The organism is Micromonospora sp. WMMD735 (assembly GCF_049178995.1).
Taxonomy (GTDB): Bacteria; Actinomycetota; Actinomycetes; order Mycobacteriales; family Micromonosporaceae; genus Micromonospora; species Micromonospora wenchangensis.
The window spans coordinates 6,394,432-6,412,736 of the sequence record NZ_JBMHMJ010000002.1 but is presented as its reverse complement, the minus strand read 5'-3'; the positions used below and the strand labels follow the sequence as shown (position 1 = coordinate 6,412,736).

14 protein-coding genes are annotated in these 18,305 nt (G+C 72.9%); 10 read left to right on the top strand and 4 right to left on the bottom strand.

Translation table 11 applies throughout. From position 1 onward, the window contains the following. Positions 1–31 precede the first annotated feature (31 nt). Positions 32–373, bottom strand: coding sequence for an STAS domain-containing protein (locus ACN268_RS28100; protein ID WP_421485978.1), 342 nt, complete (start codon positions 371–373; stop codon positions 32–34). A 353-nt stretch (positions 374–726) separates the two neighbouring features. Further along, entirely contained in the window at positions 727–1,389 is a 663-nt protein-coding gene (locus ACN268_RS28095; RefSeq protein WP_421485976.1) for a GNAT family N-acetyltransferase, read from the bottom strand. A gap of 196 nt (positions 1,390–1,585) precedes the next feature. Here ACN268_RS28095 and ACN268_RS28090 point away from each other — a divergent pair, with 196 nt between their 5' ends. Next, positions 1,586–1,786 (top strand): DNA repair protein, encoded by a 201-nt coding sequence (locus tag ACN268_RS28090; RefSeq protein WP_204923689.1) that lies wholly within the window; start codon positions 1,586–1,588, stop codon positions 1,784–1,786. 231 nt (positions 1,787–2,017) lie between these two features. Then, on the top strand, positions 2,018–2,536 hold the full coding sequence (locus ACN268_RS28085) for a hypothetical protein (protein ID WP_421485974.1): 519 nt from the start codon (positions 2,018–2,020) through the stop codon (positions 2,534–2,536). Between the two features lie 107 nt (positions 2,537–2,643). Here ACN268_RS28085 and ACN268_RS28080 read toward each other — a convergent pair whose 3' ends face one another. Beyond that, positions 2,644–3,369: a Clp protease N-terminal domain-containing protein gene (locus ACN268_RS28080; protein ID WP_421485972.1), complete on the bottom strand. Its 726-nt coding sequence runs from the start codon at positions 3,367–3,369 to the stop codon at positions 2,644–2,646. Positions 3,370–3,593: 224 nt separating this feature from the next. On the opposite strand from ACN268_RS28080, the gene ACN268_RS28075 reads away from it, so the two are divergent. The 4 genes from ACN268_RS28075 to ACN268_RS28060 all read left to right on the top strand — a co-directional run bounded on the left by ACN268_RS28075 (position 3,594) and on the right by ACN268_RS28060 (position 8,306). Then, a complete protein-coding gene (locus ACN268_RS28075; RefSeq protein ID WP_421487014.1) occupies positions 3,594–4,421 on the top strand; it encodes a DUF72 domain-containing protein in 828 nt (275 codons plus the stop codon). Between the two features lie 317 nt (positions 4,422–4,738). After that, positions 4,739–5,341 carry a DUF4956 domain-containing protein gene (locus tag ACN268_RS28070; RefSeq protein WP_421485970.1) on the top strand — a complete coding sequence of 201 codons (603 nt, stop codon included), beginning with the start codon at positions 4,739–4,741 and terminating at the stop codon, positions 5,339–5,341. Next, positions 5,338–6,174, top strand: coding sequence for a polyphosphate polymerase domain-containing protein (locus ACN268_RS28065; RefSeq protein ID WP_421485968.1), 837 nt, complete (start codon positions 5,338–5,340; stop codon positions 6,172–6,174). The genes ACN268_RS28070 and ACN268_RS28065 overlap by 4 nt, the downstream gene beginning before the upstream one ends. Continuing rightward, positions 6,165–8,306 (top strand): CotH kinase family protein, encoded by a 2,142-nt coding sequence (locus ACN268_RS28060; protein WP_421485967.1) that lies wholly within the window; start codon positions 6,165–6,167, stop codon positions 8,304–8,306. Before ACN268_RS28065 ends, ACN268_RS28060 begins: the two co-directional genes overlap by 10 nt. Positions 8,307–8,364: 58 nt before the next feature. Here the strand turns inward: ACN268_RS28060 and ACN268_RS28055 are convergent, their stop codons facing one another. Beyond that, positions 8,365–10,785, bottom strand: a complete 2,421-nt coding sequence (locus ACN268_RS28055; RefSeq protein ID WP_421485965.1) for an ATP-binding protein — start codon at positions 10,783–10,785, stop codon at positions 8,365–8,367. 348 nt (positions 10,786–11,133) lie between these two features. Between ACN268_RS28055 and ACN268_RS28050 the strand changes: the two genes are divergently transcribed. The 4 genes from ACN268_RS28050 to ACN268_RS28035 all read left to right on the top strand — a co-directional run bounded on the left by ACN268_RS28050 (position 11,134) and on the right by ACN268_RS28035 (position 18,300). After that, entirely contained in the window at positions 11,134–12,426 is a 1,293-nt protein-coding gene (locus ACN268_RS28050) for a hypothetical protein (protein ID WP_421485964.1), read from the top strand. Positions 12,427–12,928: 502 nt separating this feature from the next. Then, on the top strand, positions 12,929–14,257 hold the full coding sequence (locus ACN268_RS28045) for an MFS transporter (RefSeq protein WP_421485963.1): 1,329 nt from the start codon (positions 12,929–12,931) through the stop codon (positions 14,255–14,257). Next, on the top strand, positions 14,254–16,071 hold the full coding sequence (locus ACN268_RS28040; RefSeq protein WP_421485961.1) for a prolyl oligopeptidase family serine peptidase: 1,818 nt from the start codon (positions 14,254–14,256) through the stop codon (positions 16,069–16,071). Before ACN268_RS28045 ends, ACN268_RS28040 begins: the two co-directional genes overlap by 4 nt. A gap of 246 nt (positions 16,072–16,317) precedes the next feature. Continuing rightward, positions 16,318–18,300, top strand: coding sequence for a RiPP maturation radical SAM C-methyltransferase (locus tag ACN268_RS28035; protein WP_421485960.1), 1,983 nt, complete (start codon positions 16,318–16,320; stop codon positions 18,298–18,300). Positions 18,301–18,305: the final 5 nt, after the last annotated feature.

Sequence of the window (18,305 nt, the reverse complement as noted above, 5' to 3'; positions counted from 1 at the left end):
CGGGGCACCTGCGCGGGGCGGGACGGCCCGGTCAGCGACGCCAGGGTGCCGGGTCGCCGTGGTCGTCGGGAAGGCCGAGCAGCCGGCCCACCGCGGTGATCCGCAGGACCCGGGACACCACCGGTTGCGGGTCGACCAGCCGCAGGGTGGCCCCCCGGCCGACCGCCTCGGCCGCCGCGTGCAGCAACGCGGCCACCCCCGTCGAGTCGAGGAAGGTGACGGCCGTCAGGTCGACGACGATCTCCGACAGACCGGGGTGGCACAGCGCCTCGTCGAGGTCGCGTTGCAGCCCGGGGACGGTGGCGACGTCCAGGTCACCCACCGGTGCCAGGACCACCCGCCCGTGCCCCTCGCCCGGCGTCGGCAGCTGCATGTCAGTCCACTCCTGGCCATCCGGCCGTCCCCGACCGCGCGCCGGTTCTCGCCGCGACGCCCGACCCTACCGGGGGCTCCTGACACCACCCTGCCGGGCAGCCACCGGAGCGAACGACGAGCACGTTGCGTCACCGGGCCTCGACGGCGAACTTTCCCTTAATCCCAGCTCAAGTCCATTACTGGACAGAGAGAACCCGCCGACCACCCCTTGCCGAGCCAGCATCCGAGTACGTAGCGTGACCAACACCGAGGTCGACCGGTGGACACCGGTCACGGCGGGGCCTGGGGCAGGCAGCGGACCGTGGATCCGGCCCGGGATCCACGGTCCGCGCCGCCGGCCGGGCCGCGCTCTCACGGCGGGTAGACGCCGTAGGTCGACCAGCCCCGGTCGGCGAACCCGGCGGCCTCGGCGACCCGGGCGGAACCGGTGTTCGCCGGATCGTGCCGGTAGGTGGGGACGGCGCCCTCGTCGAGCACCCGACGGGCGGCCTGCGCGACGAGCCGTCGGGCCAGCCCCCGGCCGCGCGCCGCGGGCACCGTGCCGACGGCCAGCTCGTGCCCGTACGCGTCGTGCCGTTTGATGCCGACGCCGGCGAGGTAGCCGCCGTCGGCGTCCCGCACGACGAGCACCTCGCGGTCGAACAGGTGCAGCCAGGGTGGCAGGGCGGGGTCGGTGGGGGCGGTCCAGGTGCCGACGTCGGGCAGCGGGGCCGGCGCGAGGCACCACCGGAACACGTCGTCGTTGACCACCCAGGCGGGTTGCCCGACCAACGCCGGCAGCGCCCCGTGCAGGGCGGGCCGGGGCCCGGCGGCCAACTCCCGGACGGCCGCGACCAGCCCGGACGGCACGGAGAGCACGGTGCTGCCGGCGGCCCGGACCGCGACCGCCGGGCGGACCCGGCCGTCCCAGGCCGGACGCGTCCGCCGCCACGAGCCGACCACGTGCAGGCCGGGCGGTGCCGGCCACTGCCCGAGCCAGGTCGCCAGGTGCAGGTACAGCCGCCGGTCCAGCACCGCCCGCCCCTCTCAGCCCGTGGGTCGCTTCATGATCCACGGTACGCCGGGCCGCCACGGCCGACGCCCGGTTGCCGGGAGCGCGTCACGGGTAGAGGGAACCGGACCGTGAGCTGCCTCACCGGAACCCGGTCCATCGACCGTGCGTCATATCTATTTCCATACATGGACACCTTTCTTTGGGACGGTAATGGCCATGCCTATGCAGCCGAACGAGCGGTACCAGCAGGACAGCGCACGAGTGTGGAACACGGCGGGGGGTGCCGGCCGGTTTCCGGCCCAGCCGCGCTACCGGGAGGCCCGGTGCGGTCGCGGCGTCAACGCCCGACTGTCCTGGGGCGAGCTGAACACCCTCCCCGCCGGCATCTCCTCCCGGCGCGGCCTCACCGCCCGCTGACCCGGCACGGCGCGCCCGCGACGACGGCCCCGGTCCGTCCCCCGTGGCCCCGGCGGACGCGCCCCGCAGCGGCGACGCACCACCGCACCGACCCGTCGGTGCCACCACGCGACCCCCGGCGGCTGCGCCACGCGCCGGCCGTCCCACCGGGGTGTCCGGCCGGGGCGTTCGCACACCTGTCGGGTAGCGTCTTGTGGTCGATTCCGGCCAGCGACAGGAGAACCGCAGCGCATGGGCAAGAAGACGATCCACGTCTCCGACTTCAGCGGCACGGTGCTGCGTCCCGACGACGAGGTGGTCCGGGTCGTCGTGCTGGAGCATCCCGACCTGGTGGCCGGGCCCGTGCAGTTGGACGCCACCGTGACCGAGGTGGAGGGCATCGACGACGCCGCGCTCGACGTGGCGGTGGTCGAGATCCACGACCGGCACGCCGGCGGGGAACCGCGTCGGGTGGTGCTGACCGCCAGCGAGTTCGACGCGATGGCGACCGACACCCCGATGGCGCAGTTGCTGCGTACCGCCGAGCGGGTGCGTCCGCCGAAGGCCCGCAAGAGCACCGAGAAGATCGACTACGGCACCCTCGACCACGCCGGGAAGCCGCACCGGGGGCGGGTCACCGAGGAGGAGGCCCGGCTGGTGCGCGAGCAGCTCGACGAGGTCAACAAGCGCCTCGCCGACGCCGGCATCCGGCAGATCGACCCGACCGACCCGGAGCACGCGCTGCGGTACGGCTTCCCCGCCGGCGACTGACCGGCCGGCCGGGCGCGCCCCCGGTGCCGTGCCCGGCCCCGGCCCGTCGCACCCTGGCCTGCCGCATCCCGCCCTGTCGTGCCGGACGGGCCGGTCACGTCGGGCCGTTACTTGCCGGCGAATCCGGCGAGGGCGGCGGCCAGCTGGGCCTCGGCCCGCTCCTTGGTCAGGCCGAGGCCGGACAGCACGCCCGTGCCGTCCTCCAGCTCGAGCAGGGCCAGCAGGATGTGCTCGGTGCCGACGTAGTTGTGCCCGAGCCGCAGCGCCTCCCGGAAGGTGAGTTCGAGGGCCTTCTTGCCCTGTGCGTCGTACGGGATCAGGTCGGGGACCTGGTCGGACGCGGCGGGCAGCGTCGCGGTGACCGCCTCCCGCACGGCGTCCGGGCCCAGCCCCTCGGCGACCATGGCCTTGGCGGCGAGGCCGTCGGGTTCGGCGAGCAGGCCGAGCACCAGGTGTTCCGGGCGGATCTCCGCGTTGCCGGCGCCGCGGGCCTCCTCCTGCGAGGCGATCACCACGTTGCGGGCGCGTGGGGTGAACCGGCTGAAACCGGCGTTGGGGTCGAGCGTCGCGGCGGCGTCGGCCTTCGCGGCGGAGCGCTTCTGGGCGGCCTGCTTGCTCACCCCCATGCTCTTGCCGATCTCGGTCCACGAGGCCCCGGAGCGGCGGGCCTGGTCGACGAAGTGGCCGATCAGGTGGTCGGCGAGGTCGCCGAGGTGGTCGGCGACGAGCACCGCGTCGCTGAGTTGGTCGAGCGCGTCCGGCCGGGCCTTCTTGATGGCCTGGATCAGCTCGTCGAGGCGGACAGGGTGTGGGAGCTGAGCGGGTTCCGTCATGCGTCAACCATAGGTTGACGCACCGCGATCGTCAACCGGAAGTTGACGATCGGGACTGTCGGGTGAACACCGGCACCTCCGCCATCCGTCGATCCCCCGCCGCACCCGATCCGGGCGGGCCGCCCGTGCTCCGATAGCGTGCGGCGACGGACCGGGTCGGGTCGGGTCGGGTCGGGTGACGTTGCGGGAGGATCGGGATCATGCGGTTGCACGTCGGCTGCGCGATGTGGACCCACCGGTCCTGGCAGGGGCGGCTGATCGCCCACCCGCTGCCGGCACACGAGCGACTGCGGCACTACGCCGGCTGGTGCGACGCGGTCGAGGGGAACACCACGTTCTACGCCACTCCGACCCGGGAGACCGTGGAGTCCTGGGCGCGGCAGACCGGGCCCGACTTCCGCTTCGTCCTCAAGCTGCCGAAGGTGGTGACCCACGAACGGCGGCTCGTCGACGCCGACGCGCCACTACGCGACTACTTCGACGCGATCGCCCCGCTCGGCGGCCGGGCGCACGCCCTGTGGATCCAACTGCCGGGGTCGTTCACCCCGACGGACGTCCCCGCGCTCGCCGACCTGCTGCGCCGGCTGCCCGCCACCCACCGGTACGCCGTGGAGGTCCGGCACCCCGCGTTCTTCCTGGAGCCCCGCGCGACGCGCCTGCTGGAGGGGGTGCTCGCCGAGGTGTCCGCCGAGTGGGTCCCCTTCGACACCACCGCGTTCTTCCGCACCCCGCCGACCAGCGACGCGGAGCGGGAGGCGTGGACGAAGAAGCCCCGCCTGCCGTTGCGGACGGCGGCGCTGACCGACCGGCCGATCGTCCGCTATCTCGGCCGGGACGCCGAGTCCGAGACGGTCGAGGGCTGGCAGCGCTGGGTCGAGATCACCGTCGACTGGTTGCGGGAGGGCCGTTCGCCCACCGTGTTCGTGCACACCCCGGACAACGCCGACGCACCCCTGCTCGCCCGCCGGTTCCACGACGAGGTACGGGCCCGGGTCCCCGCCCTGGCCCCGCTGCCCGAGCCGATCCCGACCGGGCCGCTCACCCTGTTCTGACCGCCCCGCACCCCCGCCGGCGGGGCCCGGGACAACGCGCGCCGATCGATACCGAAAGTTTCGAGTATTCGATCCGGATATCCCGTCGAGTGCACTTCCCGCCGAACACCCCAATGCGGCGTCCCACCTGCGTCTCACCACGTCACCCGCACAGGACATGTGATTGACGTTTCTCGATGTTATGCCTACAGTTCCGAAAGAGTAACCGAAAGTTTACCGAAAAGATGATCGGCTCCGGCTGACCGCCGTGGCTTCTCCCCGAGCTGACGCAGGCGGTGCCGGACCGGCACGCCGACGAGCCAGGAGGAACCGGAGACATGACGCAGGTCGTCCTGTTCGCGATCGACATCTGCGCGGTGGCGCTGCTCGTGTTCGGGCTCTACTTCCCCCGACACCGACGCCGCGACCTCGTCGTCGCCTACCTGGGGGTCAACGTCGGCGTCCTCGCGGTGGCCAGCGCCCTGAGCGCCAGCAACGTCGGTGCCGGGGTCGGGCTGGGGATGGCCCTGTTCGGCGTCCTGTCCATCATCCGGCTCCGCTCGACCGAACTCGACCAGCACGAGGTCGCGTACTACTTCTCGGCGCTCGCCCTGGGCCTGCTCGGCGCGCTGGGCACCCGCTCGGTCTGGCTCAACGGCGGGCTGATGGCGCTCATCGTCGCGGTGATGTTCCTCGGCGACCACCGCCGCGTGTTCCGGCACTACCGGCACCAGGTCCTGGTGCTCGACTCGGCCCTCACCGACCACGTCGCCCTCGTCGCCCACCTGGAACAGCTGCTCAACGCCCGGGTGCACGTCGCCACCGCCCAGCGGGTCGACCTGGTCAACGAGACCACCGTGGTCGACGTGCGCTACTCGGTGGCCCGTCGTACCCCGGCGTCCGCCCCCGGTTCACCGGCGGTGGCGGGAGCACGTCGATGACCGCGCCGCCGTTCACGTCGGTGCTGGCCGGCCTGCCCTGCGTCGAACTCGCCGAGCTGATCGACCGGGCCGCGCTGCAGAGCCGGGTGGACCGCAAGTACGTCGTTCCGCTGGACGAGTTGCCGGGCCTGCTCGACCGGATCGCCCCGTACGCGCGGGTGCTGGACATCGGCGGCACCCGCACCTTCCGCTACGAGTCGGTGTACTTCGACACCCCGTGCCTGGCCAGCTACCACGGCGCGGCGTACCGGCGGCGGCGGCGCTTCAAGGTGCGCACCCGCACCTATCTCGACTCGGCGGAGTGCTGGCTGGAAGTCAAGATCAGCGGAGCCCGGGGGCTTGTCACCAAACACCGGCTGCCCTACCGGACGGAAGACCGTCGTACCGTCCGGTCGGGACGGGACTTCGTCGACGAGGCACTCGACCGCGAGTCCATCCGGTCCGCCCCCGCCGGTGGTCATCTCGAACCGGTGCTGGTGACCGGCTACCGGCGCACCACGCTGCTGCTGCCGGCGACCGCGAGCCGGGTCACCATCGACACCGACCTGCACTGGCAGGACGACCACCGGACCCTGGGCCTGCCCGGGGTCGCCGTGGTCGAGACCAAGACCCGGTCGGCGGCCGGCCCGGTCGACCGGCTGCTGTGGCAGCGCGGCACCCGACCCGCCCGGATCTCGAAGTACGCCACCGGCCTGGCCGCCCTGCGACCGGACCTGCCGGACGTGCCGTGGCGGCGGACGCTGCGCCGCCACTTCCGCGACGCCACCGGGTCGGCAGCACCGGCACCGGCCCCCACCACCCCCCGAGTCACCCAGGAGACATCGTGCGTCTGACCGTTCGCCCGCCCACCCGGCGTGCCGTCGGGATCGCGGCCGTGGCCGTGCTCCTCACCGGACTCCTCGTGCCGCACACGGCACAGGCCGGACCATCCGCCGCGACCCCCGGCCCGCCCGCCGCCCGCGCCAGGGTCACCACCGGCCTGGACACCTCCGCCGCCGACGCCGTCGCCGCCGTCGGGGCGGCGGACGAGCTGGTCGGCGACATCGTCTTCTCCCGGCCGAGCGGCACCTTCCAGGGGGAGGTGACGGTCTCGCTGAGCACCGCGATCGGCGGCGCGCAGTTGCGGTACACCACCGACGGCCGGCTGCCCACCGCCCAGTCGTCGCTGTACGCGGGCACGCCGCTGCGGTTCACCCGCACCACCCAGCTACGCGTGCAGGCCTTCGTCGGCCAGACCGCCTCCGGTGCGCCGGGGACCGCCATGTACGTCGCCCAGAACGTCGCCACCGCCCACGACCTGCCGGTGGTCCTGCTCGACTCGTACGGTGCCGGCAAGCCCGGCCGCGAGTACCTCGACGCCACCGCCATGGTCTTCGAGCCGGGCGGCGGTGGCACCACCTCGCTGGCCGCGACCCCGACGGTCGCCACCCGCGCCGGATTCCACCTGCGCGGCCAGTCGTCGGCGTCGTTCGAGAAGACGCCGTACCGCGTCGAACTGCGGGGCAACGACAACGACGACGCCGACTACCCGGTGCTGGGCATGCCGGCCGACTCCGACTGGGTGCTGCGCGGGCCGTTCAGCGACAAGGCGTTGATCCGGGAGGCGCTCGTCTACGACCTCGGGCGCGAGATGGGCATGCCGGCGCCGCGGTACCGGTTCGTGGAGTTCTATCTCAACACCGACGCCGCCCCGGTGGCCGCCGGTGACTACATGGGCGTCTACATGCTGGTCGAGACGATCAAGAACGCCAAGAACCGGCTCGACCTCAAGCAGCTCGACGAGGACGACCTGACCCTGCCCAAGATCCAGGGCGGGTACATCTGGAGCTTCGAGTGGCTGGCCGCCGAGGAACCGACGCTGACCTGCACCGGTCCGGCAGCGACCTGCTGGAACTACCTGGAGGTGCGGGACCCGTCACCGTTGCAGGCGCCCCAGCGGGACTGGCTGCGGGGCTACGTGCAGGAGTTCCACGACGTGCTGCGGGCACCGAACTCCGCCGACCCGGTCACCGGCTACCGGAAGTACATCGACGTCGACTCGTTCGTGGACCAGATGGTCCTCAACGAACTCAGCCGGGAGATGGACTCCTACATCCGCAGCGCGTACTTCTACAAGGACCGGGACACCAAGATCTTCGCCGGCCCGCTGTGGGACTACGACCTCACCTTCGGCGTCGGCGGCTACTTCGGCAACGACCAGATCGCCGGCTGGCAGTACCAGCAGACCCGGCAACCGCTGGCCAACGACTGGTTCCCGCAACTCGTACGCGATCCGGCCTTCGTCAACCAGCTCCGGTCCCGCTGGCAGACGCTGCGCCGGGGCCTGCTCGCCGACACCGCCCTGCAGAGCCGGATCACCGCGCTGGCCGCACCGTTGACCAACGCCGCGCAGCGCAACTTCCAGCGCTGGCCGAACCTGACCGCGCCGATGGTCGGCCCCTTCTACACCCCGACCGCGTCCACCTGGCAGGGCCAGGTCCAGGCCATGCGGGACTGGATGCTGCGCCGGGCGGCCTGGTTGGACTCCACCGCCGGCTGGGGCGGCCCGGTCACCACCCCGCCCCCGTCGCCCACGTCACCCGCCCCGACCACCCCGCCGCCCACCACCACCGCACCGCCGACGACGACCCCGCCGCCGTCCACCACGACCCCGCCCCCGGGGGCCGCTCGCTGTACCGCGACGTACACCGTGACCAGCCAGTGGACCGGCGGGTTCCAGGGCGAGGTACGGGTCACCGCCGGCACCTCGGCGATCAGCAACTGGGCCGTGACCTGGGCGTACACCAATGGCGAGCGGGTCACCCAGGCCTGGAACGCGACAGTGACCAGCCAGGGCGCGACGGTGACCGCCCGTAACGTCGCCTACAACGGCACACTCGCCGCCGGCGCCAGCACCTCGTTCGGGTTCCTCGGCTCGTCCACCGGCGGCCCCGGCGTCCCGGTGCCGAGCTGTACGACGGGTTGACCCCGGACCACCTGGCACCGGCCGGTCCCCGCCGCCGGTGCCGGGTGGCGTCGGGTCGTCAGTCCCCGGCCGCGCTCCCGGTCATCGCCCGGGCCAGCCGCTCCCGGACCCGGGCGGCGTCCGGGTGACCGAGGTCGTCGAAGATGTCCAGCGCCCGCCGCCAGGTCCGCAGGGCACCGTGGACGTCCCCCGCCGCCTGCCGGGTCTCACCGAGCCGGGTCAGGGTGTCGGCCTCGTCGTACCGGTCACCGATGCGTCGGTACAGCGCCAGCGCCCGACCGTAGCAGCGGATCGCCCGCCGGTGCTGGCCCAGCCGGTCGTGGATGAAGCCCAGGCTGTCCCAGGTGTTCGCCTCGCCGTGCCGGTCGCCGGTCGGGCGCAGCAGCATCAGCGCCTGGGAGCAGTGCTCCAGCGCCGGCCCGTACTGGCCGAGTTGGGCGTGCGCCCAGCCGACCCCGTTGCGGGCGCTGGCCTCCCCGGCCAGGTGACCGGCGGCCCGGTAGAGCGCCAGGGCGCGCTGCCCGTGCTCCAGCGCCTCGGCGTACCGGCCGAGCCCGTCGAACATCGCACCGAACGCCCGGTGGGTGCGTGCCTGCCCGGTGTGGTCGCCCAACGCGCCGAACAGGATCAGCGCCTCCCGGTAGTGCGCGACCGCCTCGTCCAGCCGACCCAACCGGCAGAGCACCCGGGCCAGGTCACGGTGGGCGTTCGCCTGCCCGACCCGGTCCCCCGCCTGCTGCGCCCCGGCCAGGGCGGCCTGCTGGGCGGCGGCCAGGTCCAGCCAGTTCCCCCGGCGCTGGAGGAAATCCACCAGAGTCCAGGCCAGTTGCCAGGCGTGCCCGTCGAACCCGGTACGCCTCGCGTGCGAGACCGCCGCCAACAGCACCGGGTACTCGGTGGTGAACCAGGCCAGGGCCGGACCGTGGGCGGTGAGCTCCTCGGGCGTCACCCCGGGCGGGGCGGCGGCCAGCGTCACCGGGTCCCGACCTGGTTGCAACAGCAGCGCCGCCGTGTGCGCGGTGTGCAGGTAGTGGTCCAGTCCACGCCGGACCGCCGCCTGCCGCTCCTCGGCGGGGTCGAGGCTCTCGGCCAACTCGCCCGCGTACGCCCGCAGCAGGTCGTGCGCGGTGAACCGGCCGGGCGCGTGTTCGGTGACCAGGTGGGCGTGGGCCAGTTCGGCCAGCAGCCGGGTCACCTGGCTGCGGGGCAGGCCGGCCAGGCTGGCCGCCGCGGCGATCCCGATGTCCGGCCCCGGGTGCGAGCCGAGCAGCCGGAACAGTCGCGCCGCCGCCGGGGTCAGGTTCCGGTACGACCAGGAGAAGACCGACTGCACGTCCGTCCCGGTGTCCCCACCGTCGAAGGAGTCGAGCAGGCGCGGCGACTCGCGTAGCTCGTCGACGATGGTGGCCAGCGGGAACGTGGGGTGCGCCGCCCCGCGCGCGGCGAGCACGGCCAGCGCCAGCGGCAGCCGTACGCAGCGTTCGATCATCTCGTCGACCGCCTGCGGTTCGACGGTCAACCGGTCCGGGCCGAGCCGCCGGGCCAGCAGCTGCCACGCCTCGGCGGTGCTGAGCAGGTCGACGGCGATCTGCCGGGCCCCCTCGGCGGTGATCAGCCCGGCCAGCCGGTTGCGGCTGGTGACCAGGAACAGGCAGCCGGGACTGCCGGCCAGCAGCGGCCGTACCTGCTCGACGTCGCGGGCGTTGTCCAGCAGCACCAGCATCCGCCGGCCGGCGAGCAGGCTGCGGTAGAGCCCCACCTGGGCGGGCAGGTGGGTGGGGATCCGCTCGGGCGGCACCTCCAGGGCCTCCAGGAAGCCCCGTACCGCCTCGGCGGGTGTGACCACCGCGCCGGTGGCGTCGAATCCGCGCAGGTCGACGTAGAGCTGCCCGTCGGGGAAGCGGTCGGCGACCCGGTGGGCCCAGTACACCGCCAGGGTCGTCTTGCCGACACCGGCCGTACCCGACAGCGTCATCGTGGTGGTCGACTGGCCACCGCCGGGCGTGCCGTGGTCGGCGCAGCCCGCGTCGAGCTGGGCGAGCTGCGCGGCGCGGCCGACGAACCCGGGCAGCGCCGGGGGCAGTTGGCGGGGCACCGGCAGCCGGGCCGGCGTGCCACCGGCCCGGCCACCGGCGGACCGGGGCCGGACGACCGCGCGACCGGCCCGGCCGGTGGACGGGTGTTCCGGGCTGGCGAGCCGGCGACGCTCCTCGACCCGGTCCCGCGCGGTGGCCAGCGCCCCCTGCTCGGCGGGGCTCGCCCCGAGCAGCCGGATCAGGGTGTCGAAACGCTCCGGCGGGGGCAGGATGTTCCCGGCGAAGTACTCCCCGATCACCCCCCGCGACCAGCCGGTCTTCGCCGCGAGCTGGCGGTAGGTAAGCGGGGTCTCGCCCTGTTGCCGGGCCTCCCGGCGGCGGAGCTGACGCAGCAGGGCGGCCAGTTCCGCAACGGTGTGTATCCCGGTGTCCAGTGGGGACATCGTCGACGCCGAACGGACTGTCCCGGCCATCGGCTGCCGAGCGCCCGAAGGGACCCGTTGGTCGGTCATACGGCCTCCACCCCCCGGCCATCCGTCGCCCCGGATTGCCGACAGGGGGAGGGTATGACCGGCGGCGCAGCGTCGGGTAGGCGACCGCCGATGTATGACAGTTCCATGTCGGTCCGGTTTCGCCCGCCGTGGCCGCCCGGCGTCCGTCCCCCGTCCGTCCGGCGCTGTCCGGGGGTGTCCGGTGGTGTCCAGGATGCCCGGCCGGACACCCCCGGCACCTGCCAATGTCCCCAGGGCGGGTCGAGGCCCGCACCAAGAAACCCTGGGGAAGGGGTACGTATGTCTCGTCCACAACCGACCGTGCTGCGGTCGACCGGGCTGCTACGCCGGGCCGCCGCCGCGGCGTTCGGCGTCACCATGCTCGTCGCCGGGGTGGCCACCGCACCGGCCACCGCCGCGCCCGCTCCCGCCGCCGGGGGCAAGGCGACCGCCGCCGGCTCGTTCATCGACAGCACGCCGGTGCCGGGCGGCTTCGCCTCCTGGAAGGAGCTGCTCGAACTCCAGCAGCGGATGAACAACGCCGCCGCCCGGATCACCAAGATCGCGCAGCGCGACGCGAAGTCCGGTTTCGCCGGTGTGATCGCCGATCCCACCGCCCGGAAGCTGCAGGTCTTCTGGAAGGGCGAGGCACCGGCCAGCCTGGTGGCGACCAGCCGGGCCACCGTGCCGACCGAGGTGCTGCCCGCCGCGTACACCCGCCGGGAGCTGGACGTCGCGGCGGCCAAGCTGCGCCGCTCGGCCGGTGACAAGATCACCACGGTCGGGCCGCGCGCCGACGGCGCGGGCCTCCTCGTCGGCACCCAGAACGGCCTGCTCGGCGCGGCCAGCATGGCCGGCGTCCCGGTGACCGTGCAGACCGGGGTCTCCGCCTCCCCCGCCACCCGGTGGGACGACACCGCGCCGTGGTGGGGCGGCGGCGCGTGGCGCAACGCCACCACCGGTGGTGGCTGCTCGACCGGCTTCGGGGTCTTCCAGGGCGGGTCGGCGCGGATGCTCTCCGCCGCGCACTGCGGCAACATCAACAACGCCGCGACCGACCCGACCGGGCAGTCGATCGGCATCGTCGGCACCCGCAACGCCGGCACCGACACCCTGCTGCTGTCGGGCAGCTCGGGCGGCCGGGTCTTCAACAACAGCATCGACGCCAACGGCGCGGTGGTCAGCGAGTTCAGCAACCAGGTGATCGGCGCGCAGGCCAGCCAGGTCGGCAACTTCGTCTGCACCTCGGGGGCGTACTCGGGGACCCGGTGCTCGATCCAGGTCAAGGCCCGGAACCTGTGCATCAACGTGCGTGACTTCGGCACGGTCTGCGGCCAGGTCCAGGCGGAGAGCACCACCCGCACCAACGCGGTCGGCCAGGGCGACAGCGGCGGCCCGGTGGAGATCGTCAACCCGGCGAACACCCTCCAGGTCTGGGCCACCGGCACCAACACCGCCATCGACGACGGCGGCGCGGCGACCGCCTGCACCGGCTACCGGCCCACCGGCCGGGTCTGCGCGTGGCGGATGTACTACGAGGACATCATCTCCGGGATGGCCGGCGTCGGCGCCTCGGGCGTGATCCTCGGCTGACGGACCCGACCCCCGCTCGACGGGGGCGGCGGAGGAGGGTGGACCGGCGCGACCCCGTGCGCCGGTCCACCCGACGGCCGGGCCGGTACGCGTACCCCGCGTACCGGCCCGGCCGTTCGTGGTCCCCGTCGACAGGTCGAAGTGGGATTCACGGAATCGTCAACCGGTATGGCGGCATCATCTTGTGACATCGTCGTACGTCACTAATTCACGACAAATACCGGCGGAGGTGAAAACAATCGACGCCACCCGGCGGCCGGCAGCCGACACGGGTAGTGCAGATACTTTGACAGAGGTGCACAAGCTGCCCATCATCCCCACAACCGAATAACTGCCATAACTGGCCGTATTTGAATCCTTGCTTTCCGCACACGACATTGTTAGCCTCGTACGCACCCCGCTCCCATTGCGGGCCGTAATTGTCACCCGGATCACGCGAACTCGTACCGAAAGACCTCGCACACGGATTTGGGAAAATCATGGAAACTGTGCGGCCGATGTCATGACAGCCACCCCCACCGCAGCGGTGCAGCCGGGCGGGAGTTCCCACCGGGGCGGCGATTTCCACCGCTACTGGATCGCCGGAGCGATCGACCAGATCGGATCGCAGGCCACCGGCATAGTGCTCCCGCTGCTCACCCTCGCCGTGACCGGGTCACCGGCGGCGGCCGGGCTGGTGGGCGCGCTGGCCCTCACCGGTCGCCTCGTCGCCGCGCCGGTGGCGGGGGTGCTGGCCGACCGGCTGCCGCGCCAACGCATGATGGTCGTCTCGCTGCTGGTCGCCGCCGGCGCGATGACCGCGATCCTCGTCTCCGTCGCGGCCGGCGTGCCGACCCTCGGGCTGCTGGCCGCCGCCGCGTTCGTCGAGGGGGTCGCGCAGAGCGGTTACGAGGCCGCCGGTGCCGGCGCGATCCGGCGGCTGCTGCCCGCCGACGACCAGAAGGCGCTGGCCCGGCTGGAGGCCCGCAACAACGCCGCCCGGATCGTCGGCCCACTGCTCGGCGGCGCGCTCTACCAGCTCGCCCGCTGGCTGCCGTTCCTGGCGGACGTGGTGTCCTACCTGGTCGCGGCGGCTCTGGTGGCCACCATCCGCACCGACCTCACCCCCGAGCGCAGGGAGCGCACCTCGTTCCGCACCGACCTGCGGGAGGGGCTGCGGTTCGTCTGGCGGCAGCCGTTCCTGCGGTTCGTGACGATCTGGGCGGCCGGCATCAACGTCACCTTCGGCGCGCTGGTCTACTACGCCATCCTGACCGCCGGCCGGCAGGGCGCACCGGCCGCGTCGATCGGCCTGATCCTCACCATCGCCAGCGTCGGCGGCCTCGTCGGCGCGCTGGCCGCCCCGATGGTCTTCAGCCGGGTCCGGCCGGTCACCGTCATCGTGTTCGCCTCATGGGCCATGGTCGGGCTGGTCGTCGCGATGTCCCAGGCCCGGCAGACCTGGAGCTACGGCCTGCTGTTCGGGCTGGTCTTCCTGCTCAGCCCGCTGCTCGGGGTGATCTTCCAGTCCCGGGTGATCGCGTTGACTCCCGACGGACTCCAGGGTCGGGTGGCCACCGTGATGGGCACCGTCGGCGAGGTGCTCCAGACGCCCGCACCGCTGCTGGCCGGGGTGCTGGTCGCCTGGTACAGCCCCGCCACGGTCGCCCTGGTGTTCGCCACCGCGCTGGCGCTGCTGGCCACGTACACCACGCTCGTCGCGCGCCGGCTCCGCACCGGCTCCGGCGCGACGGTCGGCACCGACGACAGCGCCGCCGCCGACCCCGACGGCGAGCAGACCGCCGACGGCGACGCCGGGGCCAGCTCCGACCCCGAGGAGGCCCACCGATGAGTCGCGGCCACCGGCTGTTCTACCCGGCGCTGCCGGTCGTCGCCGAACACGCGCCGCACCGGGCCGTCTACGTCGGCGACGCCGACGGCCGCTGCGAGATCCTGGCCTGGGACCGCGCCGCCGGCACCGCCCGGCAGGTGACCGACCGCCCGGCCGGCACGGTCCGGGCGGCGCTCGACCCGGCGGGGGCCACCATCTGGTGGTTCGACGACGACCTCGGCGGCGTGGGCACCTGGCGGACCTGCGACTTCGACCGGCCCGACCGGTCGGTCGGGGCGCTGCCGTCGGTGCTGCCCGCCCGGCACGCCGGTATCGCGATGGCGGCCGACGGCACCACCGCCGTCGGCCTCTCCGACGACGGCGGGATGACCGTCTTCCTGCGTACCGGCGACGGTCGGGTCGACGAACGCGTCCACGTCGGCGGCTACGCCTACCTGGTCGACCTCGACCCGGCCGGGCGGCTGCTGGTGGTCGGCGGCGACGCCGCCACCGACCCGGCGGTCACAGTCTTCACCGCCGACGGCACCCGGGTGGCCGGCATCCCCGGCGGACCGGACCGTCGGGTGTGGGCGCTCGGCTTCGCGCCGGGCGTCGACCCGGCCCGGCTGCTGCTGGTGGTGGAGGACGAGGGGGGTTACCTCCCGGCCACCTGGACCGCCGCCGAGGGGGTGGTCCGGCACGGGTGGTGCCGCTTCGACACCGAGATCACCGCCGGCTGGTTCCCCGACGGGCAGCGGCTGCTCGTCCGGCAGGACAGGCACGCCCGCACCCTTCTGCACGAGGTGGACCTCGCCGCCCGCACCCGGACGGTGGTCGACACCCCGGCGGGCAGCGTCCTGGACGCCGCGGTCTGGCCCGACGGCGACGTCGCCTACGTGTGGACCGACTCGGTGACCCCGCCGCAACTGCGCTCCGTGCGGGGGGTGGAGCTGCCCGAACCCCCCGGTGGCCGGCCCGACCCGGGCGGACCGGACGCGGTCGCGGCACCTGCGGACTACCGCCGCGAGGAGATCCGGGTGCCCGGGCCGGGCGGCCCGGTCCCCGCCCTGGTGGCCCTCCCGGCCGACCGGGAAGGCCCCCGGCCGGCCGTCTTCCTGGTCCACGGCGGGCCGTTCCAGCACGCCCGCGACGCCTACGACCCGCTGGTCGAGATCCTGGTCAGCACCGGCTGCGCGGTGGTCCGGGTCAACTACCGGGGCTCCAGCGGGTACGGCGCGGCCTGGCGCAACGACTTCTCCGCCGGGGTCGGCCTCACCCAGTTGGAGGACCTCGCCGCGGTGCGTGCCCACCTGGTCGCCGAGGGGGTCGTCGAGGACCGGCGCACCGCCCTGTGGGGCACCTCGTGGGGCGGCTACCTGACCCTGCTCGCGCTCGGCCGGCAGCCGGAGCTGTGGCGGCTCGGGATCGCGATCAGCCCGGTGGCCGACTACGTCGCCGCGTTCGAGGCGGCCACCCCGGCGTTGCGGGCGCTGGACGTGCTGCTGTTCGGCGGCACCCCGGACGAGGTGCCGCAGCGCTACGCCCGGTCCTCGCCGGTCACCTACGTCGACCGGGTCCGGGCGCCGGTGCTGCTGGCCGTCTCCACAGGTGACGTGCGCTGCCCCCCGGCACCGGTGGAGCACTACGCGCGGCTGCTGGCCGAGCGCCGCATCCCGCACCAGGTGGTCCGGCGGCGGGCCGGACACGAGGACTTCGACGCGCAGAGCCATCTGGCTCTGATGCAGACCGTGCTGCTGTTCATGCAGCGGCACTTCGACGGCGTGCAGGACGAAGGCACCCCGGTCGCGCTCGCGATGGCGCGACCGGTGGGCTGACCCCGGCACGTGACCCGGTCCCCTCGATAACGGAAAGGAGGTGAACGACATGCGCAAGAACGTTGTCGAGAACGACCCGATCAACGGCAACCGCGACCAGCTTCGGGCCTCGAACGTCTCGGTCACGGTCACGGTCAAGGTCAGCTTCTAGTGGCCGTACGGGGTGTGGGCCATCCGCCCAGGCAGGTGGCCCGCGCCCCGTATCCCCCTCATCCGGCCCGGACATCACGAGAAAGGAGAGTTCACGTGCGGGTTCTGCTGGTCAATACGCCCTGGACTTCCATCGACGTCCCCTCGTTGGCGATTGGAATCCTCACCAACAGTGTCCGCCAGAAATTGCCGGATTCCGAGGTGGAGGCGGTCCACGCGAATCTCGACTTCGTCGACTGGGTGGTCGACCGGACGGAGTTCGGGCTGAGCGACTATTACTACTACTCGTTGTTCACCTATTTCGCCGGTTGCGGCGACTGGGTCTTCTCCTCCGCGCTGTACGACGATCCGCAATGGCGGGTGAAAGAGTTCACCGACCGCGTCCGGACCCAGATGACGGAGCGGGAACTCGCGCTCAACCTGGAGCTGCACCGGTTGGCGCCGGAGTTCGTCGCCGAGCTGGCCGACCGGATCGTCGCCCGGGAACCCGACGTGGTCGGCTTCACCTCCACGTTCCAACAGAACGCCGCCGCGCTCGCCACCGCGCGGGCGGTCAAGAAGCGGGCCCCCGGCATCCGTACGGTGATGGGCGGCGCGAACTGCGACGGCGAGCAGGGTGCCGCGATCCACCGCAACTTCGCGTTCGTCGATTTCGTGGTCCGTGGCGAGGGCGAGGCGGTGTTCCCCCGGCTGCTCGCCGCGATCGGCGCGACCCTGCCGACCGCCGATGCAGCCCTGCCGACCGCCGACGCGACCCTGCCGGCGGCCGGCGCGGTTCCGGCGGACGCGCTGACCGGCATCGAGGGCCTGTGCTGGGCCGACACCGACGGCCGTTCGGTGGCGAACCCGATGAGCAGCAAGCCGCTGCCGCCGGCCGAGATCGTCGCCCCGGACTACGGGGGCTACTTCGAACGGCTGGCCGCCTCCCGGGCCCGCAACTGGGTCGAGCCCCGGCTGGTCGTCGAGGGCGCGCGGGGCTGCTGGTGGGGCGAGAAGCACCACTGCACGTTCTGCGGCCTCAACGGTTCGTTCATGCAGTTCCGCAGCAAGCACCCGGGCAGGTTCTACGACGAGATCATCGAGCTGGTCGAGCGGCACCAGGTGCTGGACATGTTCGTCGTCGACAACATCCTCGACATGAGCTACGTGACCTCGCTGCTGCCCCGGCTCACCGAGTCCGGCTACGACCTGCGCCTGCAGTACGAGATCAAGTCGAACATGAAGGGCCCGCAGGTGCAGGCGCTGGCCGACGCCGGCCTGGTCAGCGTGCAGCCCGGCATCGAGAGCCTGAGCAGCCGGGTGCTCAAGCTGATGGACAAGGGGGTCAGCGGTTGCCTCAACATCCGGATGCTGCGCGACGCCGAGACCAGCGGGATCACCATCGCCTGGAACTACCTGTACGGGTTCCCGGGCGAGACCGACGCCGACTACCTGCCGGTCATCGAGCAGATGCCGGCCCTGCACCACCTGTGCCCGGCCGACGGCAGCACCCGGATCGCCATCGAACGGTTCAGCCCGTTCTTCGTCCGCCCCGAACTCGGGTTCACCGACCTGCGGCCGGCGGCGCAGTACCGGCTGATCTACGACCTGCCCGAGTCGGAGCTGATGGACCTGGCGTACCTGTTCGACGTCCCGCCGCAGGGCATCGACGGCGAGACGGCCGACCGGCTGGACCGGGCGGTCACGCAGTGGCAGCACGAGTACGCCCGCAGCCGGCTCACCCACCACGACCTCGGCGACGAGATCGTGCTGGTCAGCCGGCGCAAGCACTTCGACTGGCACGTGCTGCGGCTGACCGACCCGGTCGAGGTGGCCGTCTTCCGGCAGCTCGACCAGCCGCACGGCATCGCCGCGTTGAGCCGGCGGCTGTCGGTCGACGAGCCGGTCCTTACGGCGTTGCTGCGGCGCTGGCGCGATCTCGGCCTGGTCTACGAGGACGCGGGGCAGTTCATCCAGATCGCCCCGCAGGCGATGAACCAGGATCTGCTGCGCATCGACCACCTGCACCTGGAACGGGCAGCCGCGGAGGCCGGAGCCGCCGCCGAGACGGGTGAGCCGGCCGTGCTCACCGCGGTCTGAGGGGA